20 protein-coding genes are annotated in these 20,038 nt (G+C 61.3%); all 20 read left to right on the forward strand.

All coding sequences use genetic code 11. From position 1 onward, the window contains the following. The first annotated feature begins 266 nt into the window (after window positions 1-266). The 20 genes from H6M51_RS12030 (at window position 267) to H6M51_RS12125 (ending at window position 19,723) form a co-directional block, all read left to right on the forward strand. Window positions 267-632, forward strand: coding sequence for an NADH-quinone oxidoreductase subunit A (locus H6M51_RS12030; protein ID WP_069043838.1), 366 nt, complete (start codon window positions 267-269; stop codon window positions 630-632). Beyond that, window positions 623-1,204 (forward strand): NADH-quinone oxidoreductase subunit B family protein, encoded by a 582-nt coding sequence (locus H6M51_RS12035; RefSeq protein WP_113459393.1) that lies wholly within the window; start codon window positions 623-625, stop codon window positions 1,202-1,204. The genes H6M51_RS12030 and H6M51_RS12035 overlap by 10 nt, the downstream gene beginning before the upstream one ends. Before the next feature lie 18 nt (window positions 1,205-1,222). Next, on the forward strand, window positions 1,223-1,825 hold the full coding sequence (locus H6M51_RS12040; RefSeq protein WP_185810098.1) for an NADH-quinone oxidoreductase subunit C: 603 nt from the start codon (window positions 1,223-1,225) through the stop codon (window positions 1,823-1,825). A gap of 17 nt (window positions 1,826-1,842) precedes the next feature. Next, window positions 1,843-3,033, forward strand: coding sequence for an NADH-quinone oxidoreductase subunit D (locus tag H6M51_RS12045; RefSeq protein ID WP_185810099.1), 1,191 nt, complete (start codon window positions 1,843-1,845; stop codon window positions 3,031-3,033). Further along, window positions 3,033-3,275, forward strand: coding sequence for a hypothetical protein (locus H6M51_RS12050; RefSeq protein ID WP_185810100.1), 243 nt, complete (start codon window positions 3,033-3,035; stop codon window positions 3,273-3,275). Before H6M51_RS12045 ends, H6M51_RS12050 begins: the two co-directional genes overlap by 1 nt. An 18-nt stretch (window positions 3,276-3,293) precedes the next feature. Then, a complete protein-coding gene (locus H6M51_RS12055; protein WP_185810101.1) occupies window positions 3,294-4,424 on the forward strand; it encodes an NADH-quinone oxidoreductase subunit E in 1,131 nt (376 codons plus the stop codon). An 11-nt stretch (window positions 4,425-4,435) separates the two neighbouring features. After that, the gene (gene nuoF, locus H6M51_RS12060; RefSeq protein WP_185810102.1) at window positions 4,436-5,740 is read left to right on the forward strand and encodes an NADH-quinone oxidoreductase subunit NuoF; all 1,305 of its coding nucleotides are present in this window, start codon (window positions 4,436-4,438) and stop codon (window positions 5,738-5,740) included. A 12-nt stretch (window positions 5,741-5,752) separates the two neighbouring features. Continuing rightward, window positions 5,753-6,499, forward strand: a complete 747-nt coding sequence (locus tag H6M51_RS12065) for a 5' DNA nuclease (RefSeq protein ID WP_185810103.1) — start codon at window positions 5,753-5,755, stop codon at window positions 6,497-6,499. A gap of 142 nt (window positions 6,500-6,641) precedes the next feature. Then, complete coding sequence (gene nuoG, locus H6M51_RS12070; protein ID WP_185810104.1) at window positions 6,642-8,723, forward strand: NADH-quinone oxidoreductase subunit NuoG; 2,082 nt, start codon at window positions 6,642-6,644, stop codon at window positions 8,721-8,723. Window positions 8,724-8,735: 12 nt separating this feature from the next. Continuing rightward, window positions 8,736-9,779, forward strand: coding sequence for an NADH-quinone oxidoreductase subunit NuoH (gene nuoH / locus H6M51_RS12075; protein WP_185810105.1), 1,044 nt, complete (start codon window positions 8,736-8,738; stop codon window positions 9,777-9,779). Between the two features lie 39 nt (window positions 9,780-9,818). Further along, window positions 9,819-10,307, forward strand: coding sequence for an NADH-quinone oxidoreductase subunit NuoI (gene nuoI, locus H6M51_RS12080; RefSeq protein WP_054159036.1), 489 nt, complete (start codon window positions 9,819-9,821; stop codon window positions 10,305-10,307). Window positions 10,308-10,459: 152 nt separating this feature from the next. Next, complete coding sequence (locus H6M51_RS12085) at window positions 10,460-11,074, forward strand: NADH-quinone oxidoreductase subunit J (protein ID WP_185810106.1); 615 nt, start codon at window positions 10,460-10,462, stop codon at window positions 11,072-11,074. A gap of 28 nt (window positions 11,075-11,102) precedes the next feature. Then, window positions 11,103-11,411: an NADH-quinone oxidoreductase subunit NuoK gene (nuoK, locus tag H6M51_RS12090; RefSeq protein ID WP_006727580.1), complete on the forward strand. Its 309-nt coding sequence runs from the start codon at window positions 11,103-11,105 to the stop codon at window positions 11,409-11,411. A 7-nt stretch (window positions 11,412-11,418) separates the two neighbouring features. Further along, entirely contained in the window at window positions 11,419-13,413 is a 1,995-nt protein-coding gene (nuoL, locus tag H6M51_RS12095; RefSeq protein WP_185810107.1) for an NADH-quinone oxidoreductase subunit L, read from the forward strand. Next, window positions 13,413-14,924 (forward strand): NADH-quinone oxidoreductase subunit M, encoded by a 1,512-nt coding sequence (locus H6M51_RS12100; RefSeq protein WP_185810108.1) that lies wholly within the window; start codon window positions 13,413-13,415, stop codon window positions 14,922-14,924. The genes nuoL and H6M51_RS12100 overlap by 1 nt, the downstream gene beginning before the upstream one ends. Window positions 14,925-14,942: 18 nt before the next feature. Further along, window positions 14,943-16,388 carry an NADH-quinone oxidoreductase subunit NuoN gene (gene nuoN, locus H6M51_RS12105; RefSeq protein WP_185810109.1) on the forward strand — a complete coding sequence of 482 codons (1,446 nt, stop codon included), beginning with the start codon at window positions 14,943-14,945 and terminating at the stop codon, window positions 16,386-16,388. After that, a complete protein-coding gene (locus H6M51_RS12110; protein ID WP_185810110.1) occupies window positions 16,385-17,152 on the forward strand; it encodes a biotin--[acetyl-CoA-carboxylase] ligase in 768 nt (255 codons plus the stop codon). Before nuoN ends, H6M51_RS12110 begins: the two co-directional genes overlap by 4 nt. Window positions 17,153-17,170: 18 nt before the next feature. Further along, window positions 17,171-18,838: a ribonuclease J gene (locus H6M51_RS12115; RefSeq protein WP_185810111.1), complete on the forward strand. Its 1,668-nt coding sequence runs from the start codon at window positions 17,171-17,173 to the stop codon at window positions 18,836-18,838. Window positions 18,839-18,894: 56 nt separating this feature from the next. Next, the gene (gene mce / locus H6M51_RS12120) at window positions 18,895-19,299 is read left to right on the forward strand and encodes a methylmalonyl-CoA epimerase (protein ID WP_185810112.1); all 405 of its coding nucleotides are present in this window, start codon (window positions 18,895-18,897) and stop codon (window positions 19,297-19,299) included. A 145-nt stretch (window positions 19,300-19,444) separates the two neighbouring features. Next, window positions 19,445-19,723 carry a DUF1467 family protein gene (locus H6M51_RS12125; protein WP_185810113.1) on the forward strand — a complete coding sequence of 93 codons (279 nt, stop codon included), beginning with the start codon at window positions 19,445-19,447 and terminating at the stop codon, window positions 19,721-19,723. The last annotated feature ends 315 nt before the right edge of the window (window positions 19,724-20,038 follow it).

Raw genomic sequence — 20,038 nt, forward strand, 5'->3', positions numbered from 1 at the left:
GCCACTTCCGTTCTCAAATGTTTCTGTGATGTGTGCGGCCTGCGATAGGGCTGTTGTGCCTCAGGGTTTTTGCACTGCACGCGCGATTGCGCGAGACATGCATTTTACCCGCTGGTAAGGTGGCTGCGGGTATCGGGTGAAAAGGCTTTGGTTGGACTTGCGCTAGGTGGCTGCCTGCGCTAACCACGGCGCGTTGCAACTCTCTTTACGGCTTGTCGCCTCCGCCCTAGATGCCGTCAGGCATGCGAGACAAGCAGGGTGATATGATGACTGATCTGCTCAGTTCTTACCTTCCGATCGCCATCTTTATCGGCATATCCTTGATCATCGGTATCGCGCTCCTCGTGGCGCCCTTTGCCGTGGCCTACAAGGCGCCCGATTCGGAAAAGCTGTCGGCCTACGAGTGCGGCTTCAACGCCTTCGATGATGCGCGCATGAAGTTCGATATCCGCTTCTATCTGGTGTCGATCCTTTTCATTATCTTCGACCTCGAAGTCGCCTTCCTGTTCCCCTGGGCAGTGTCTTTCGGCGAGATCGGCTGGTTCGGCTTCTGGTCGATGATGGTTTTCCTCGGTGTTCTCACCGTCGGCTTTATCTATGAATGGAAGAAGGGGGCGCTCGAATGGGAGTGATCCAGTCCAACACCACGCTGGTGGCGCCACAGGCCAAGGGCATCATCGATCCCAACACCGGCAAGCCGATCGGCAGCGACGACGCCTTCTTCGGCGAAATCAACAACGAATTGGCTGACAAGGGCTTCCTCGTCACCTCCACTGACGAGCTCATCAACTGGGCCCGTACCGGCTCGCTGATGTGGATGACCTTTGGTCTCGCCTGCTGCGCGGTCGAAATGATGCAGCTGTCGATGCCGCGTTACGATGCCGAGCGCTTTGGTTTCGCGCCGCGTGCCAGCCCGCGCCAGTCTGACGTGATGATCGTTGCTGGCACGCTGACCAACAAGATGGCCCCCGCGCTCCGCAAGGTCTATGACCAGATGCCGGAGCCGCGTTACGTCATCTCGATGGGCTCCTGCGCCAATGGCGGCGGCTACTACCATTATTCCTATTCCGTCGTGCGCGGCTGCGATCGCGTCGTGCCGGTCGATATCTACGTGCCGGGCTGTCCCCCCACGGCAGAAGCTCTGCTGTATGGCGTGATGCTCCTGCAGAAGAAGATCCGGCGCACGGGCACGATCGAGCGGTAAGGCGAAGGGACTGATAACATGAGTGAAGCCCTGAACGAGCTCGCTTCCTATCTCGCAGAGGTGCGCGGTGCATTGATCGCCTCGAGCGAGATCCGCTTTGGCGAACTGACCCTGACGGCGAAGTCGGAAAACCTGCTCCCGCTGTTGACCTTCCTGCGCGACGACGTCCAGTGCGGCTTCGTCAACCTGATCGACATCTGCGGCGTGGACTATCCGAAGCGCGAAGACCGCTTCGACGTGGTCTACCACCTCCTGTCGCCGCGCCAGAACCTGCGCATCCGCATCAAGGTCTCGACCGGTGAATTCAAGCCGGTTCCGTCGGCCTGCCCGGTGTTCCCCGGCGCCGACTGGTTTGAGCGGGAAGCCTGGGACATGTACGGAATCCTGTTTACGGACCATCCGGACCTGCGCCGCATCCTCACCGATTACGGTTTCGAGGGCCATCCGCTGCGCAAGGACTTCCCGACGACCGGCTTCGTCGAAGTTCGCTACGACGACTCGGCCAAGCGCGTCGTGTACGAGCCGGTCGAGCTCAAGCAGGAATTCCGCAATTTCGACTTCCTCTCGCCTTGGGAAGGCACGGACTACGTGCTGCCCGGCGATGAAAAAGCAGCCAAGTGAGCGGAAGGGCAGGGACCATGACCGAGCATAACGTCCGCAACTTCAACATCAACTTCGGCCCGCAGCATCCGGCTGCGCACGGCGTTCTTCGCCTGGTGCTCGAGCTGGACGGCGAAATCGTCGAGCGCGTCGATCCGCATATCGGCCTGCTGCATCGCGGCACCGAAAAGCTGATCGAGACCAAGACCTATCTGCAGGCGCTGCCCTATTTCGATCGTCTCGACTATGTCGCGCCGATGAACCAGGAGCATGCCTATTCGCTGGCCGTCGAGAAGCTTCTCGACATCCAGATCCCGATCCGTGGCCAGCTGATCCGCGTTCTCTACTCGGAAATCGGCCGTATCCTTTCGCACCTCCTGAACGTCACGACCCAGGCCATGGACGTCGGTGCGCTGACGCCGCCGCTCTGGGGCTTCGAAGAGCGCGAAAAGCTGATGGTGTTCTATGAGCGCGCCTCCGGCGCCCGCATGCATGCCGCCTACTTCCGTCCCGGTGGCGTTCACCAGGACCTGCCGCATCAGCTGGTCGAGGATATCGGCAAGTGGTGCGATCAGTTCCCGGAAAAGCTCGACGACATCGACGAACTGCTCACCGGCAACCGCATTTTCAAGCAGCGTAACGTCGATATCGGGGTTGTGAGCCTTGATGATTGCTGGGCCTGGGGCTTCTCCGGCGTCATGGTCCGCGGCTCCGGCGCTGCCTGGGATCTGCGCAAGTCGCAGCCGTACGAGTGCTATGCCGATCTCGACTTCGACATCATGGTCGGCAAGAACGGCGACTGCTACGACCGTTACCTGATCCGCATGTTCGAAATGCGCGAGTCGGTGAAGATCATGAAGCAGTGCGTCAACCGTCTGCTGGGCGATGCCAAGACCGGTCCGGTGTCGTCGCTGGACGGCAAGGTCGTTCCGCCGAAGCGTGGCGAGATGAAGCGCTCTATGGAAGGCCTGATCCACCACTTCAAGCTTTACACCGAAGGCTATCACGTGCCGGCCGGTGAGGTTTACGCCGCTGTCGAAGCCCCCAAGGGCGAGTTTGGCGTCTTCCTCGTGTCGGACGGCACCAACAAGCCGTACCGCTGCAAGATCCGCGCCCCGGGTTATGCACATCTGCAGGCCATGGATTTCCTGTGCCGCGGCCACCAGCTGGCCGACGTCTCGGCGATCCTCGGCTCGCTCGACATCGTGTTCGGAGAAGTTGACCGCTGATGCTGAAGATCCTCGCGGCAATGCTGATCTGTCTCGGAGCCACCCAGGCGGTGGCCCAGGAAGAAAGCGCCGTATCGTCGAGGACAACGGTGTCGATGGCCCAGCTGATCCAGGATGGATACGAGATCAAGAGCTCCAGCTGGACCGGCTCGAAGCTTTTCGTATTCCTTCAGAAAGACAATTCGGCCTATGCCTGCGAATTCGCCAATGTGACGAATACGCGGTGTGGCGCCATAAACTGAGACAAGGCGTGAGGAAGAATGTCCGTTCGTCGACTAGCCGAAGAGCAATTCCAGCCGGCAGGCTTTTCCTTCAATGCGGAAAACACCGCATGGGCTGAGGCCACCATCCGCAAATACCCGGCGGGCCGCCAGCAATCGGCTGTCATCCCGCTCCTGATGCGCGCGCAGGAGCAGGAAGGCTGGGTGACCAAGGCTGCGATCGAGTATGTCGCTGAAAAGCTCGACATGCCCTATATCCGCGTCCTGGAAGTCGCGACCTTCTACACCCAGTTTCAGCTGAAGCCGGTCGGTACCCGCGCCCATATCCAGGTCTGCGGCACGACCCCCTGCATGCTGCGCGGCGCGGAAGATCTCATCCACGTCTGCAAGTCGAAGATCCATCCGGAGCCCTTCGAGCGCAATGCCGACGGTACGCTGTCCTGGGAAGAGGTTGAATGTCAGGGCGCCTGCGTCAATGCGCCGATGGTGATGATCTTCAAGGACGCCTATGAAGACCTCACGGCAACGCAGCTTGAGCACATCATCGACCGTTTCGCAGCAGGCCGTGGCTCCGACATCAAGCCAGGTCCCCAGGTGGATCGCATCTTCTCGGCACCTGTCGGCGGCCCGACCACGCTGACCGACGACATTCAGCCGATCCGCTTCAGCGACGCGCCCGCATCCGAAAAGGTTGCCGAAGCCTCGGTCCCGCCGGCAAATGCCGCAAAGCCGGTGACCGATGCCCCGGAAACCGACAAGTCGCTCAAGACGCCGGCCACTGCCAAGAAGGCAGCCGCCCAAAACGTCAAGCAGAAGGGCGACAATGCCGATACGGCACGCCCGGTCGAAAAGACGCCGGCAGCAGCGCCCGCCGCTGCTCCGGTCATGGACGAAAAGAACCGTCCGGCCGGCATCGAACGCCCGGAAACGCCTGACGATCTGAAGATGATCTCCGGCGTTGGTCCGAAGATCGAGGCGACGCTGAATGGACTTGGCATCTACAAGTTCGATCAGATCGCCAAGTGGAAGAAGGCAGAACGCGAGTGGGTCGATACCTATCTCAAGTTCTCCGGCCGCATCGAGCGGGACGACTGGGTCAAGCAGGCCAAGGCGCTCGCCAAGGGTGGCGAAGCGGAATACATCAAGGTCTTCGGCAAGAAGCCGCGCTGAGAGGTTAGGTTATGTTGAGAGATCAGGATCGCATCTTTACCAATATCTACGGCCTCAAGGACAAGTCCCTGAAGGGCGCCATGGCGCGAGGCCACTGGGACGGCACCAAGCAAATCCTCGAAAAGGGCCGGGACTGGATCATCAACGAGATGAAGGCCTCCGGTCTTCGCGGTCGCGGCGGCGCAGGCTTCCCCACCGGTCTCAAGTGGTCCTTCATGCCGAAGGAGAGCGACGGCCGTCCGCATTACCTCGTGGTCAATGCGGATGAGTCGGAACCCGGCACCTGCAAGGACCGCGAGATCATGCGCCATGATCCGCACACCCTGATCGAAGGCTGCGTTATCGCGTCCTTCGCCATGGGCGCGCATCATGCCTTCATCTATGTCCGTGGCGAGTTTATGCGCGAACGCGAAGCCCTGCAGGCCGCGATCGACGAGTGCTATGACTACGGTCTCCTCGGCAAGAACAACAAGCTCGGCTACGACATCGACATCGTCGTACATCACGGCGCCGGCGCCTATATCTGCGGCGAAGAAACCGCACTTCTCGAAAGCCTCGAAGGCAAGAAGGGCCAGCCCCGTCTGAAGCCGCCGTTCCCGGCCAACATGGGTCTCTATGGCTGCCCGACCACGGTCAACAACGTCGAGTCGATCGCCGTTGCCCCGACCATCCTGCGTCGTGGCGCGTCCTGGTATGCAAGCTTCGGCCGCCCGAACAATGCCGGCACCAAGCTGTTCTCGATCTCCGGCCACGTCAACAAGCCGTGCACGGTCGAAGAAGCCATGTCGATCACCTTCCAAGAGCTGATCGAAAAGCACTGTGGCGGCATCCGCGGCGGCTGGGACAACCTGCTTGCCGTCATCCCGGGCGGTTCCTCGGTGCCTTGCGTGCCGGGCGCCCAGATGAAGGACGCGATCATGGACTATGACGGTCTGCGCGAGCTGGGCTCCGGCCTCGGCACCGCCGCCGTCATCGTCATGGACAAGTCGACCGATATCGTGAAGGCGATCTGGCGCCTCTCGGCCTTCTACAAGCACGAGAGCTGCGGCCAGTGCACGCCGTGCCGTGAAGGCACGGGCTGGATGATGCGCGTCATGGAACGCATGGTGAAGGGCAATGCCCAGAAGCGTGAAATCGACATGCTCTTCCAGGTGACGAAGCAGGTCGAAGGCCACACGATCTGTGCACTCGGTGATGCTGCCGCCTGGCCGATCCAGGGCCTGATCAAGCATTTCCGTCCTGAAATGGAAAAGCGCATCGACCAGTACACCCGCAACGCGATCGCCCACGGGGTGGTCATGGAAGCGGCAGAGTAAGGAACGACGGGGATGACAGGCTCTTCGGACAAGGGCGGGAAGAAGGGGCCGGACGAACCGGCATCCGACGCTCGCGCCCCCGAAGGCCTCGAAGACCTGATGACCAACCCGGCGGCCGCCATGGCCGCCGCCACCGCGTTCGGCTTCGGCATGGCGGCGCAGATGGGCAAGCTCTTCCTCGGCTCCATCCAGGGCGCCATGGAAGTGACCGGCCAGATTGCCCGGCAGCTGGAAGAAGAGCGAAAGGCGGCGGAGGCCAAGCCGGCAGCCGAACGCGAGGTCAAGGCCGAGGCGCCGGTCGTGAAGGTTAAACCCGAGCCGGCCCCGGCGAAGGTCAAGTCGGAAAAGCCGGCGGCGCCGCAGGTCAAGGCCAAGGCTGCAACCCGGGCAAAACCGGCGGTCGCCAAGGCTGTAAAGCCGAAACCGGCACCGAAGGCCAAGACGGTGGAAAAACCGGCGGCGGCACCAAAGGGGAAGGCGAAGCTTGAACCCAAGGTCGAGGTTGCTGCTCCGGCACCGAAGCCGAAAAAGGCTTCCGGCAAGGCCGACGATCTGAAGAGGATCGATGGCATCGGGCCGAAGGTCGAACAGGTCCTGAAGGGCAGGGGGATTACCCGCTTCCAGGATCTGGCTGAGATGGAAGAGACGGCGCTGATTGCGCTGGACACGGAATTGGGTCTCGACGGCCGCGTGCTGCGAGACGACTGGGCAGGCCAGGCGCGCCGGTTGGCGGGTGGCAAGGCTCGGTCAGGAAAGTGAGACTACGGTCCGGCCGCGCGGGGGCGATGCGCCGGGCTTGAGGGATAAAACCGGCAGCGTTCATCCGGTGCGGACGAGGGCTGTCAGTCGCGGCAGGAATGCCACGGCAGGATGCGCGGAAGCGTGAGGCAGGAAGGCGAATATGGCTAAGCTGAAGATCGACGGCAAAGAGGTCGAGGTTCCGGATCATTTCACGCTGTTGCAGGCGTGTGAGGAAGCTGGCGCCGAGGTTCCGCGGTTTTGTTTCCATGAGCGGCTGTCGGTCGCCGGCAATTGCCGCATGTGCCTTGTCGAGGTGAAGGGTGGCCCGCCGAAGCCGGCAGCGTCCTGCGCCATGGGCGTGCGCGACATCCGTGGCGGCCCGAATGGCGAACTGCCGGAAGTCTTCACCAACACGCCGATGGTCAAGAAGGCCCGCGAAGGCGTGATGGAATTCCTGCTGATCAACCACCCGCTGGATTGCCCGATCTGCGACCAGGGCGGCGAATGCGATCTGCAGGACCAGGCCATGGCTTTTGGTATCGATAGCTCGCGCTACACCGAGAACAAGCGCGCCGTCGAAGACAAGTATATCGGACCGCTGGTCAAGACCGTGATGAACCGCTGCATTCACTGCACGCGCTGCGTCCGCTTCACCACCGAAGTCGCCGGCATCGCCGAACTCGGCCTGATCGGCCGTGGCGAAGATGCCGAGATCACCACCTATCTTGAGCAGGCGATGACGTCAGAGCTCCAGGGCAATGTCGTTGACCTCTGCCCGGTCGGTGCGCTGACATCCAAGCCCTTCGCCTTCACGGCGCGTCCGTGGGAACTGAACAAGACCGAATCGATCGATGTCATGGACGCGCTCGGCTCTGCGATCCGCGTCGATACCCGCGGCCGCGAAGTCATGCGCATCATGCCGCGCGTCAACGAGCAGATCAACGAAGAGTGGATCTCCGACAAGAGCCGTTTCGTCTGGGATGGCCTGAAGACCCAGCGTCTCGACCGCCCTTACGTCAGGAAGGACGGTCGTCTGCAGCCGGCCTCCTGGGGCGAGGCCTTTGCAGCGATCAAGTCGGCCGTCGCTGCGACCTCTGCCGACAAGATCGGTGCTGTCGCCGGTGACCTCGCTTCGGTCGAAGAAATCTTCGCGCTGAAGTCGCTCGTCAACGCACTGGGGTCCGCAAATACCGACTGTCGCCAGGATGGGACGGCACTTGATCCGTCGCTCGGTCGCTCGACCTATCTCTTCAACGCCGGCATCGAAGGCATTGAAGCCGCTGACGCAATCCTGATCGTCGGCGCCAACCCGCGCTACGAGGCTGCGGTTCTCAACGCTCGTATCCGCAAGCGCTGGCGCCGTGGCGGCCTGCCGATCGGCGTGATCGGCGAAGGCGGCGAACTGCGTTACCCCTATGAGTATCTCGGTGCTGGCACCGAAACGCTGGCAGACCTCGTCTCCGGCAAGAACAGCTTCGCTGAAACGCTGAAGGCCGCGAAGAACCCGCTTGTTATCATCGGTCAGGGCGCTTTGATCGGTGCAGAGGGCAAGGCGGTTCTTGCAAACGCCGCCAAGCTCGCAGCCGATGTTGGCGCCCTCACGGACGAGTGGAACGGTTTCGCCATCCTGCACACCGCAGCCGCCCGCGTCGGTGCGCTCGACCTGGGCTTCGTACCGGGCGAAGGCGCTGTTGCCGCCGGTCAGATGCTCTCCTCGCTCGACGTCGTCTTCCTGCTCGGCGCCGACGAACTCGACTTCTCCGCCAAGACCGCCAAGTGCGTGGTTTATATCGGCAGCCATGGCGACAACGGCGCACACCATGCCGACGTCATCCTGCCGGGCGCGACCTACACTGAAAAATCTGGCACCTGGGTCAACACCGAAGGCCGCGTCCAGATGGGCAACCGTGCCGGCTTCGCCCCGGGCGAGGCCCGCGAAGACTGGGCAATCCTGCGTGCACTTTCCGACGTGCTCGGCAAGAAGCTGCCGTTTGATTCGCTGTCGGAGCTGCGTGCCAAGCTCTATGAAGCCTACCCGCATTTCGCCGAGATCGACGAGATCGCGCCGGGCTCTTCGGCCGATATTGCTGCACTGGCGAAAAAACCCGGGAAGATGGCCAAGTCTCTGTTTGCGTCGCCGGTCAAAGACTTCTATTTGACGAACCCGATCGCGCGTGCTTCGGCCGTCATGGCCGAGTGCTCGGCATTGGCCCGCAACAACTTCAAGGCTGCGGCAGAGTAAGGGCAGGGGACCATGGATAATTTCGTTTCCACCTATGTGTGGCCGGCGGCCATCATCGTCGGGCAGTCCCTGCTTCTGCTCGTCTGCCTTCTGGTGTTCATCGCCTACATCCTTCTCGCTGACCGCAAGATCTGGGCAGCCGTCCAGTTGCGCCGTGGCCCGAACGTGGTTGGCCCCTGGGGTCTCTTCCAGTCCTTTGCCGACCTTTTGAAGTTCGTCTTCAAGGAGCCGATCATTCCGGCCGGCGCCAACAAGGGCGTCTTCCTGCTCGCACCGCTCGTCGCCGTGACACTGGCGCTTGCGACCTGGGCCGTCATTCCGGTCAATGCCGGATGGGTGATCGCCAACATTAATGTCGGCATCCTCTTCGTCTTCGCGGTCTCCTCGCTCGAAGTCTACGGCATCATCATGGGTGGCTGGGCATCGAACTCGAAGTACCCCTTCCTCGGCGCGCTCCGCTCCGCAGCCCAGATGGTGTCCTACGAAGTCTCCATGGGCTTCGTGATCGTCACCGTCCTGCTCTGCGTCGGCTCGCTGAACCTCACCGACATCGTGCTTGCCCAGAACACCGGTCTCGGCACGATGATGGGTCTTCCGGCCTCCTTCCTCGACTGGCACTGGCTGGCGCTCTTCCCGATGTTCGTGATCTTCTTCATCTCGGCATTGGCGGAAACCAACCGCCCGCCCTTCGACCTTCCGGAAGCCGAATCCGAACTCGTGGCCGGCTTCATGGTCGAATATGGCTCGACCCCGTACATGATGTTCATGCTCGGCGAATATGCGGCCATCGTGCTGATGTGCTCGCTGACCACGATTCTGTTCCTCGGGGGCTGGCTGCCGCCGGTCGACGTCTGGTACCTGAACTGGGTCCCCGGCATCATCTGGTTCGTGCTGAAGGCCACGCTCGTCTTCTTCATGTTCGCCATGGTGAAGGCCTTCGTACCGCGCTACCGTTATGACCAGCTGATGCGTCTCGGCTGGAAGGTCTTCCTTCCGATCTCGCTCGCCATGGTCATCATCACTGCATTCGTGCTCAAGCTGATGGGTTGGGCGTAATGACGCCCGACCTGAACCTCGGCTGCATTGGAGAATAAGATGGCAATAGCACAGGCTATCAATTCGCTCTTCCTGAAGGAGTTCGTCGGCGCATTCTTCCTGTCGATGCGCTACTTCTTCAAGCAGAAGGCGACGATCAACTATCCGTTCGAAAAGGGCCCGGTTTCACCACGCTTCCGTGGCGAGCATGCGCTGCGCCGCTATCCGAACGGCGAAGAGCGCTGCATCGCCTGCAAGCTCTGCGAGGCGATCTGTCCTGCCCAGGCCATCACCATCGAGGCCGGTCCGCGCCGCAATGACGGCACCCGCCGCACGGTGCGTTACGACATCGACATGGTGAAGTGCATTTATTGCGGTTTCTGCCAGGAAGCCTGCCCGGTCGACGCGATCGTCGAGGGTCCGAACTTCGAGTTCGCCACCGAGACCCGCGAAGAACTCTATTTCGACAAGGCACGCCTGCTCGACAACGGCGACCGCTGGGAACGTGAAATCGCGCGCAACATCGCGATGGACGCTCCCTACCGCTGATCCCTCAGGGGTCAATCGCCTCAGGCGGAGCGCGGGGCTTCGCCGGGGCACATGATGAAATTTGTAACGGGCGTGCCGATGGGGATATCGGACACGCCTAATCGGGCGGCGGGGCAGGGCCCTCGTCCGGGGGAAGATGAAAAGGCACCAACATGGGTCTTCAGGCTCTCTTTTTCTATCTCTTCGCCTTTGTCGCGGTGGCTTCGGCCTTCATGGTGATATCGGCTCGGAACCCGGTCCATTCGGTCCTGTTCCTCATTCTGACCTTCATCAACGCAGCGGGTCTTCTGCTCCTCACGGGCGCTGAATTCCTGGCGATGATCCTGCTGGTCGTCTATGTCGGCGCGGTGGCGGTTCTCTTCCTCTTCGTCGTCATGATGCTCGACATCGACTTTACCGAGCTTCGGGCAGGTGCGGCCAAGTATGCGCCGATCGGCGCCCTGATTGGCCTCATCGTCGCCGTCGAACTCGTGGTCGTCATCGGCGGCAGCGCCATCAGCCCGGAGGCGAAGCTGGCCATTACCCAGCCGATCCCGGCAATCGCCGAGCGCCAGAACACCCAGGCGCTGGGTGACGTGCTTTACACGGATTACGTCTTCTTCTTCCAGATTGCCGGCCTGGTGCTTTTCGTTGCCATGATCGGCGCGATCGTGCTGACGCTGCGCCATCGCACCAATATCAAGCGCCAGGACATCTCCGCCCAGGTCGCCCGCACGCCCGAGACGGCCGTCAAGGTGGTCAAGGTCAAGCCGGGCCAGGGCGTCTGAGCCGAGTACGAGGTCAAGGAACAGAAAAATGGAAATCGGTCTTTCCCACTACCTCACGGTGAGTGCCATCCTCTTCACCCTCGGCGTCTTCGGTATCTTCCTGAACCGCAAGAACGTCATCGTCATCCTGATGTCGGTCGAACTCATCCTGCTCGCCGTCAACATCAACATGGTGGCCTTTTCGACCTTCCTCGGCGACCTCGTCGGCCAGGTCTTCGCGCTGTTTATCCTGACGGTTGCTGCCGCTGAAGCGGCTATCGGTCTCGCGATCCTGGTGGTCTTCTACCGTAATCGCGGCTCCATCGCCGTCGAAGACGTCAACATGATGAAGGGCTGATCGGGTCATGATCTACAAGGCTATCGTCTTTCTTCCCCTGATCGGCTTCCTGATCGCCGGCCTCTTCGGCCGTCAGATCGGTGCCAAGGCTTCGGAATACATCACCACCGGTCTGATGATCATCGTCGCGGTGCTCTCCTGGATCGTGTTCTTCAACGTCGCCATGAGCCATGAGGCCCACGAGGTCATCAAGGTTCCGGTCCTGCGCTGGATCCAGTCCGGCGGCATCGATGTCGAATGGGCCTTCCGCGTCGACACGCTGACGGCGGTCATGTTCGTGGTCGTCAACTCGGTGTCGTGCCTCGTGCACCTCTACTCAATCGGCTACATGCATCACGACCCGCATCGGCCGCGCTTCTTTGCCTATCTCTCGCTCTTCACTTTCGCGATGCTGATGCTCATCACGTCGGACAACCTGCTGCAGATGTTCTTCGGCTGGGAAGGCGTGGGTCTGGCGTCCTATCTGCTGATCGGCTTCTGGTTCAAGAAGCCCTCTGCGTCTGCCGCTGCCATGAAGGCCTTCATCGTCAACCGCGTCGGTGACTTCGGCTTCATTCTCGGCATTTCCGCCATCTTCGTGATGTTTGGTTCGATCAACTTCGAAACCATCTTCGCCTCGGCCCAGTCCTATCTGCCGGCCGATCCGAATGCGGCGCCGGAAGTCGTCCTGAACCTCTTTGGTCTGCAGCTCGACCGCAGCCATGCGCTGACCGGCGCCTGCCTGCTGCTCTTCATGGGCGCGATGGGTAAGTCGGCGCAGTTCCTGCTGCACACCTGGCTGCCGGACGCCATGGAAGGCCCGACCCCGGTTTCGGCCCTCATTCATGCCGCGACCATGGTCACCGCCGGCGTCTTCCTCGTTGCCCGCATGTCGCCGGTCTTCGAACTCTCGCCGGATGCTCTCACCGTCGTCACCATCGTCGGCGCGATCACGGCCTTCTTCGCTGCGACCGTCGGCCTCGTGCAGAACGACATCAAGCGCGTCATCGCCTATTCGACCTGCTCGCAGCTCGGCTACATGTTCGTGGCACTTGGCGTTGGCGCCTATGGCGCAGCCGTCTTCCACCTCTTCACGCACGCCTTCTTCAAGGCGCTGCTGTTCTTGGGCGCCGGCTCCGTCATCCATGCCGTCGATGGCGAGCAGGACATGCGTTACATGGGTGGCCTGCGCAAGCACATCCCCTACACCTTCTGGGCGATGACGATCGGCACGCTGGCGCTCACCGGCGTCGGTATCCCCGGCACGGTCATCGGCTTCGCAGGCTTCTTCTCGAAGGATGCGATCATCGAGTCTGCCTTTGCCTCGCACTCGGCTGTCGGCGGTTTCGCCTTCACCCTGCTGGTCATTGCAGCGCTGTTCACCAGCTTCTACTCGTGGCGCCTGGCGTTCATGACCTTCTTCGGCAAGCCGCGCGCTTCCGCAGACGTCATGCATCACGTCCATGAATCGCCGATGGTCATGCTGCTGCCGCTCTTGCTGCTCGGCATCGGCGCCGTCGTCGCCGGCTTCATCTTCCACGACTACTTCTTCGGCCATCACTATGCCGAGTTCTGGAAGGGCGCTCTCTTCACGCTGCCGACCAACACCATCCTCGAAGAGTATCATGAAGTGCCGAAGTGGGTGAAATGGAGCCCCTTCGTCGCTATGGCGCTCGGCTTCGTCACGGCCTGGTACATGTATATCAAGAACCCGTCGGCCCCGAAGAAGCTCGCCGAACAGCAGTGGCTGCTCTACCAGTTCCTGCTCAACAAGTGGTACTTCGACGAACTCTACGACTTCCTCTTCGTTCGTTCCGCCAAGGCGCTCGGCCGCTTCCTCTGGAAGAAGGGTGACGTTGCCACCATCGACGCCTATGGCCCGAACGGTGTTGCTTCGGCCGTCGGCGGTCTGACCCAGAAGGTTGTCCGCCTGCAGTCCGGCTACCTCTACCACTATGCCTTCGCGATGCTGATCGGCATTGCGGCCCTCGTTACCTGGATGATGCTCGGGAGCTCCCTCTGATGACCGATTGGCCCATTCTCTCGACGGTCACCTTCCTTCCTCTGGTCGGCGTGGCTCTGCTGCTGCTGACCCGTGGTGACACCTCCCTCGGCCGCCGCAACATCCTGAACGTCTCGCTGCTGACGACGGTCTTCACCTTCGTCGTGTCGCTCTTCATCTGGATCAACTTCGACAATTCGAATACCGGCTTCCAGATGGTGGAGAAGCACTCCTGGCTCGGGACCGGCATTTCCTACCATGTCGGCGTCGACGGCATCTCGATGCTGTTCGTCATCCTGACGACGCTGCTGATGCCCTTCTGCATTCTCGCGAGCTGGACCTCGGTCGAGAAGCGCCTGAAGGAGTACATGATCGCGTTCCTGGTCCTCGAGACCTTGATGATCGGCGTCTTCGTGTCGCTCGACATCGTGCTCTTCTACGTCTTCTTCGAGGCCGGCCTGATCCCGATGTTCATCATCATCGGCGTCTGGGGTGGCAAGGATCGCGTCTACGCGTCGTACAAGTTCTTCCTGTATACGCTGCTCGGCTCGGTGCTGATGCTGCTTGCCATCATGGCGATGTACTGGGATGCCGGCACGACCGACATTGCTGCTCTCCTGCAGCACGACTTCCCGCCGCAGATGCAGACCTGGCTCTGGCTCGCCTTCTTCGCTTCCTTCGCGGTGAAGATGCCGATGTGGCCTGTTCATACTTGGCTGCCGGACGCGCACGTTCAGGCCCCGACCGCAGGCTCGGTCATCCTGGCGGGCATCCTCCTGAAGCTCGGCGGCTACGGCTTCCTGCGCTTCTCGCTGCCGATGTTCCCGCTCGCTTCCGACTTCTTCGCACCTTTCGTTTTCGCGCTGTCGGTGATTGCCATCATCTACACCTCGCTGGTCGCGATGATGCAGGAAGACATCAAGAAGCTGATCGCCTATTCCTCCGTCGCCCACATGGGTTACGTGACCATGGGTATCTTCGCCGCCAACCAGCAGGGCGTGCAGGGTGCGATCTTCCAGATGATCAGCCACGGCTTCGTGTCTGGCGCGCTCTTCCTCTGTGTCGGCGTCATCTATGACCGTCTCCATACCCGCGAGATCGCGGCCTATGGTGGTCTGGTCAACAACATGCCGAAATACGCCTTGGCCTTCATGGTCTTCACTATGGCGAATGTCGGCCTGCCGGGCACCTCGGGCTTCATCGGCGAATTCCTGACCCTCATCGGCGTCTTCCGCGTCAACACCTGGGTCGCGCTCTTTGCCGCCACCGGCGTCATCCTCTCGGCCGCCTACGCGCTCTGGCTTTATCGCCGGGTGGTCTTCGGCGCGCTGGAGAAGGAAAGCCTGAAGGCAATGCTCGACCTTTCCGCTCGCGAAAAGCTGGTTCTCTACCCGCTGATCGCACTCACCATCTTCTTCGGCGTCTATCCGGCTCCCATCCTCGATGCGACCGCCGCTTCCGTCGACAATCTGGTGAACAACTACTCCGCAGCCTTGCAAGCAGCCCAGTCTCTGGCGCTGGTTGCGAACTGACGACAGGATCCTTTGGACATGACCGTTGAAACTCTCATTGCTAGCCTGCACCTGGTCACGCCGGAACTGATCCTGGCGGTGGGCGCCATGGTGCTGCTCATGATCGGCGTGTTTTCGGGCGATCGGTCGAACAGTGTCGTCACGGGCCTTGCGATCGCACTTCTGATCTTCTCCGGTGCCTGGCTCATCTTCTCCGGCGCGGAGGGAGAGGCCTTCAATGGCGCCTACCTCGCGGACGGCTACGCCAAGTTCATGAAGATCCTCGCACTCATCGGCTCGGTGACGGCGATGATCATGGCCGTTGGTCACGCCCGCTACGACCACCTCGACAAGTTCGAATTCCCGGTCCTGCTGGTGCTCGCGACCCTCGGCGTCATGCTGATGATCTCGGCCAACGACCTGATCACGCTCTATATGGCGCTCGAACTGCAGTCGCTCGCGCTCTACGTCGTTGCCGCCATCAATCGCGACAGCCTGCGTTCGACAGAAGCCGGCCTGAAGTACTTCGTCCTCGGCGCCTTGTCGTCGGGCATGCTGCTCTACGGCATGTCGCTGGTCTACGGCTTCACCGGCAACACCGGCTTTGACGAAATCGCCGCCGTTCTCTCGCAGGGCGAACCCTCGCTCGGCCTGATCTTCGGCCTCGTCTTCGTCCTCGCAGGTCTGGCATTCAAGATCTCTGCCGTGCCGTTCCACATGTGGACGCCGGACGTTTACGAAGGTGCGCCAACCCCGGTTACCGCCTTCCTGGCGGCGGCCCCGAAAATCGGCGCCATGGCGATCTTCGTCCGTATCGTCATCGAAGCCTTCCTGCCGATCTTTGCCGAGTGGCAGCAGATCGTCGTCTTCATCGCGATTGCGTCGATGGTACTCGGTTCGGTCGCTGCGATTGGTCAGAAGAACATCAAGCGACTGATGGCCTATTCCTCGATCGGTCATATGGGTTACGCGCTGGTCGGGCTGGCCGCCGGCAATGACACCGGCGTCGCCGGCGTCCTGCTCTACATGATGATCTATCTGGTCATGACGCTCGGCACCTTCGCCTGCATCATGGCCATGCGCCAGAAGGAAGGCGGCAATGTCGAGAACATCGACGATCTCGCCGGCCTGTCGACAACGCGCCCCTTCATGGCCTTCGTGCTGACCGCGTTGATGTTCTCGCTCGCCGGCATCCCGCCGCTCGCAGGCTTCTTCGCCAAGTACTTCGTCTTCGTGGCCGCGATCGAAGCCAAGCTTTATGCGCTGGCGATCATCGGTGTGCTCGCCTCGGTTATCGGTGCCTATTACTACCTGCGCATCATCAAGGTCATGTGGTTCGATGAAGCAAAGGGCGAGTTCGCCCGGACGTCGATCGAGCTTCGTCTCGTCTTCGGTCTCTCCGGCCTCTTCGTGGTCGGTTATGTCCTCTTCGGCGGCCCGCTTGGGACTGCTGCCGAAGCAGCTGCGAAGACGTTGTTTAATTGAGCAGCCTTGGTAGACCGCGCCGGATCTCGCTTGATGATTTCCGGCACGAAGCCCTAGACGAAGTTTCGTCCACCAATACGGAAGCATTCGCCCGCGCTCGCGCGGGCGATTCCGGTTTTCTGTGGCTGACAGCCGAGCGCCAGACGGGTGGGCGTGGGCGTCGGGGCAGACCCTGGGTTTCGGAACGAGGCAATCTCTATTCCACCCTGCTGCTCATCGACCCTGCACCACCCGAACAACTCGGCTCCCTGCCACTGGCCGTGGCGCTCGCGGTCCACGCGGCGGTCCAGTCGGTCATGCCGCCAGGCAGTGAGCCGGTGGAGATCAAGTGGCCGAACGACGTCTTGATCGGCCGCAAGAAGACCTCTGGCATTTTGCTGGAGGCCGAACGCCTTGCCGATGGACACATGGCGCTGGCGATCGGTATCGGCATTAATATCACGCATCGCCCGGACCTCGCCCTCTATCCTGTCACGTCTCTGGCCGATGAGGGCGCAGCGACGTCGCCTGCGGAATTCTTCGCTCATCTCTTCGCCGAGATGGCCGAGATACTCTCCATCTGGGATGAGGGCAGGGGGATTGCCGAGATTGTCCACCGCTGGCGCGGCGTCGCCTGCGGCATTGGTGAGAAAATCACCGTGAACCTCCCGGATCGCTCGATTTCCGGTATCTTTTCCGGAATCGATGATAAGGGAGTTTTGTTGCTCGACCGCGGTGCCGACGGAATGATGTCGGTCTCCGCTGGGGATGTGTTTTTCGGGTAGACTGGATCGGGAAGAAGAATGGCCAAGAACGACGAACTGGTTTTCCTGCCGCTGGGCGGCGTGGGTGAAATCGGCATGAACCTCGCTTTGTACGGCTATGGCCCGCCGTCCAATCGCCAGTGGATCATGGTCGACTGCGGCGTGACCTTCGCTGGCCCCGATCTGCCGGGCGTTGATCTGGTCCTGCCCGATATCCGCTTCATCAAATCGCAAAAGAAAAACCTCAAGGGCATCATCATCACGCATGCCCATGAGGATCACTACGGCGCGCTGAACGATCTCTGGCCGGGCCTGAATGTGCCGGTCTATGCCTCGCGCTTCACCGCCGGCATGCTCGAAGCCAAGCGCGATTACGAGGGTTCGCGCGCCGAGATCCCGATCACGCCTTTTAAGCAGGGCGACCGGATCAATGTCGGTCCCTTCGAGATCGAAGCGATCGGCGTCAACCACTCGATCCCCGAGCCCATGTCGCTGGTCATCCGCACGCCGCTCGGCAACGTCGTGCACACGGGCGACTGGAAGATCGACCATAATCCTTCGCTCGGCCCGCTGACCGACGAAGCCCGTTTCCGCGCCGTCGGCGACGAAGGCGTTCTGGCGCTCCTCTGCGACAGCACGAATGCGGTACGGGACGGCGTCTCGCCCTCGGAAGAGGAAGTCTCCAGGGGCCTGCAGAAAATCATCGAGGCGGCGGAAGGCCGTGTCGCCATCACCACCTTCTCATCGAATGTCGGCCGTATCCGCTCAATCGCCCAGGCCGCCGAAGCCGCCGGTCGCGAAGTCCTGCTGCTCGGCAGCTCACTGAAGCGCGTCACGGCGGTCGCTGACGACATCGGCATCATGCAGGGCATCAAGCCTTTCATCGCCGAAGACGAATATGGCTTCATCCCGCGCGACAAGATCGTGGTCATCCTCACCGGATCCCAGGGCGAGCCGCGTGCCGCCCTTGCCAAGCTCTCGCGCGACGAGATGCGCAATGTCGCGCTGACCTCCGGCGATACGGTCGTCTTCTCTTCGCGCGCCATCCCCGGCAACGAAAAGGCCATCCTCGAGATCAAGAATGGTCTGATCGAGCAGGGCGTGCACATCATCACCGACAGCGAGGCCCTGGTCCATGTGTCCGGCCATCCGCGCCGCAACGAACTCCTGAAGATGTATGAGTGGGTTCGCCCGCAGATGCTGGTCCCGGTGCATGGCGAAGCGGCTCATCTGGTTGCCCAGAAGGAGCTCGCGCTGCAGGCCGGCATCCCGACCGTGCCCCATGTCCGCAATGGTGATATTCTCCGGATTGCCCCGGGCCCGGCGGAAGTCATCGATCAGGCCCCCTTCGGCCGCGTCTACAAGGACGGCAAGCTGGTGGGTGACCTTGAGGAAATGGGTATCGCGGACCGTAAGAAGCTCGCCTATGTCGGCCATGTCGCCGTCAGCGTGATTCTCGACAGCCGCTACGACTTCCTTGGTGACCCCGATGTCGTGCCCTTCGGCCTGCCGGAATTCGACGACGAGGGTGAGTCGATGGAGGACACGCTGTATGACGCGGTGCTGGGCGCGGTCGAAAGCATCCCGCGCAGCCGCCGCAAGGACCTGGAGACCGTGCGCGAGGCAGTCCGCCGGGCCGTTCGCTCCACAGCCAACGAAGCCTGGGGCAAGAAGCCCGTTGTTACGGTCTTCCTGACCAAAGTCTGAGGGACGGCGCGGGCAGGGTTGACCTAATCTTTGTCCGTGAAGTCTGGAGGAGAGCCATGCTCGGTCGCGTCAACCATATCGCCATCGCCGTCCCTGACCTTGCTGCCGCAACGGCAAGCTACCGCGATACGCTGGGGGCCAAGGTTTCCCAGGCGCAGGCCTTGCCCGAACATGGCGTGACTGTCGTCTTCGTGGAACTTGACAACACCAAGGTGGAACTCCTGGAGCCGCTCGGCGAGGCTTCGCCGATTGCCGCATTTCTCGAGAAGAACCCCTCGGGCGGCATGCACCACATATGTTACGAAGTCGCCGATATCCTGGCTGCCCGTGATCAGCTATCGGCCTCCGGTGCGCGCGTTCTGGGCAGTGGCGAACCGAAGATCGGTGCCCACGGCAAGCCGGTTCTTTTCCTGCATCCAAAGGATTTCTACGGCACGCTGATCGAGCTCGAACAGGTCTGACGCAGTCTCACATGCCGATGAAGCGATCTTGATCAGGAGCCGTTGCGCCCTGCGACGCTTTTGTCTTTGTGCTGATCTCCGTCAGCGACTATAGGGGACTGGCAGCGCAGGCGTGGCCTGCAGCGTTAGTCTGGAGCGAGACACTATGGCAATCCTGTCGGGACTGGCAGTCTACTTTGTAATCTGGTGGCTCACGCTGTTTGCCGTACTGCCGATCGGTCTGCGCACGCAGGACGAGGATCAGAACGTCGTGCCGGGCACCGTGGCAAGCGCCCCCGCGCGCTTCCGGGCGCTGCGCATCTTCCTGACGACGACGGTGGTATCCGGTCTGATCTATGGCGCCTGGTATGTTGCTGGCACCTATTTCGGCATCGGCTTCAAGGACCTGCCGATCATCATGCCGGGGCTCGAGCCGAGGGCCTGACCGAGCCGCCACCTGTAGAGAAGGCAAAAAAAAACAAGGTCAAAAGACCTTGTTCGAAGCTTCGCGTGATCCTTCACCACTTAAGGGGCTGCGAACGAGCGCGCCTAGATCTGATCCTCCCAAGACTTGACCGCGAGTGTGGCAAAGATTTGAACTCCCTGCCTGTTTTATGGGCTGAACCTAGCCCAAACAGTGATCGTTGTCACCCCTGAATCATGCAGATTTGTAACAGTCACCAAAAAAAATTTCGGGCCCTGTTTTTGTCGCATAAGGGTCATCGAATGGCCGGATCTGCAGGGCTTTCGCGCGCAATAT

Origin of the sequence: Rhizobium sp. AQ_MP, assembly GCF_014237835.1 — a bacterium.
In the GTDB taxonomy this organism is placed as follows: domain Bacteria; phylum Pseudomonadota; class Alphaproteobacteria; order Rhizobiales; family Rhizobiaceae; genus Allorhizobium.

Excerpts from the sequence above, each read along its gene's own strand:
- H6M51_RS12030 (WP_069043838.1), top strand. The coding sequence starts at position 267 with ATGACTGATCTGCTCAGTTCTTACCTTCCGATCGCCATCTTTATCGGC.
- H6M51_RS12035 (WP_113459393.1), top strand. The coding sequence starts at position 623 with ATGGGAGTGATCCAGTCCAACACCACGCTGGTGGCGCCACAGGCCAAG.
- H6M51_RS12040 (WP_185810098.1), top strand. The coding sequence starts at position 1,223 with ATGAGTGAAGCCCTGAACGAGCTCGCTTCCTATCTCGCAGAGGTGCGC.
- H6M51_RS12045 (WP_185810099.1), top strand. The coding sequence starts at position 1,843 with ATGACCGAGCATAACGTCCGCAACTTCAACATCAACTTCGGCCCGCAG.
- H6M51_RS12050 (WP_185810100.1), top strand. The coding sequence starts at position 3,033 with ATGCTGAAGATCCTCGCGGCAATGCTGATCTGTCTCGGAGCCACCCAG.
- H6M51_RS12055 (WP_185810101.1), top strand. The coding sequence starts at position 3,294 with ATGTCCGTTCGTCGACTAGCCGAAGAGCAATTCCAGCCGGCAGGCTTT.
- nuoF (WP_185810102.1), top strand. The coding sequence starts at position 4,436 with ATGTTGAGAGATCAGGATCGCATCTTTACCAATATCTACGGCCTCAAG.
- H6M51_RS12065 (WP_185810103.1), top strand. The coding sequence starts at position 5,753 with ATGACAGGCTCTTCGGACAAGGGCGGGAAGAAGGGGCCGGACGAACCG.
- nuoG (WP_185810104.1), top strand. The coding sequence starts at position 6,642 with ATGGCTAAGCTGAAGATCGACGGCAAAGAGGTCGAGGTTCCGGATCAT.
- nuoH (WP_185810105.1), top strand. The coding sequence starts at position 8,736 with ATGGATAATTTCGTTTCCACCTATGTGTGGCCGGCGGCCATCATCGTC.
- nuoI (WP_054159036.1), top strand. The coding sequence starts at position 9,819 with ATGGCAATAGCACAGGCTATCAATTCGCTCTTCCTGAAGGAGTTCGTC.
- H6M51_RS12085 (WP_185810106.1), top strand. The coding sequence starts at position 10,460 with ATGGGTCTTCAGGCTCTCTTTTTCTATCTCTTCGCCTTTGTCGCGGTG.
- nuoK (WP_006727580.1), top strand. The coding sequence starts at position 11,103 with ATGGAAATCGGTCTTTCCCACTACCTCACGGTGAGTGCCATCCTCTTC.
- nuoL (WP_185810107.1), top strand. The coding sequence starts at position 11,419 with ATGATCTACAAGGCTATCGTCTTTCTTCCCCTGATCGGCTTCCTGATC.
- H6M51_RS12100 (WP_185810108.1), top strand. The coding sequence starts at position 13,413 with ATGACCGATTGGCCCATTCTCTCGACGGTCACCTTCCTTCCTCTGGTC.
- nuoN (WP_185810109.1), top strand. The coding sequence starts at position 14,943 with ATGACCGTTGAAACTCTCATTGCTAGCCTGCACCTGGTCACGCCGGAA.
- H6M51_RS12115 (WP_185810111.1), top strand. The coding sequence starts at position 17,171 with ATGGCCAAGAACGACGAACTGGTTTTCCTGCCGCTGGGCGGCGTGGGT.
- mce (WP_185810112.1), top strand. The coding sequence starts at position 18,895 with ATGCTCGGTCGCGTCAACCATATCGCCATCGCCGTCCCTGACCTTGCT.
- H6M51_RS12125 (WP_185810113.1), top strand. The coding sequence starts at position 19,445 with ATGGCAATCCTGTCGGGACTGGCAGTCTACTTTGTAATCTGGTGGCTC.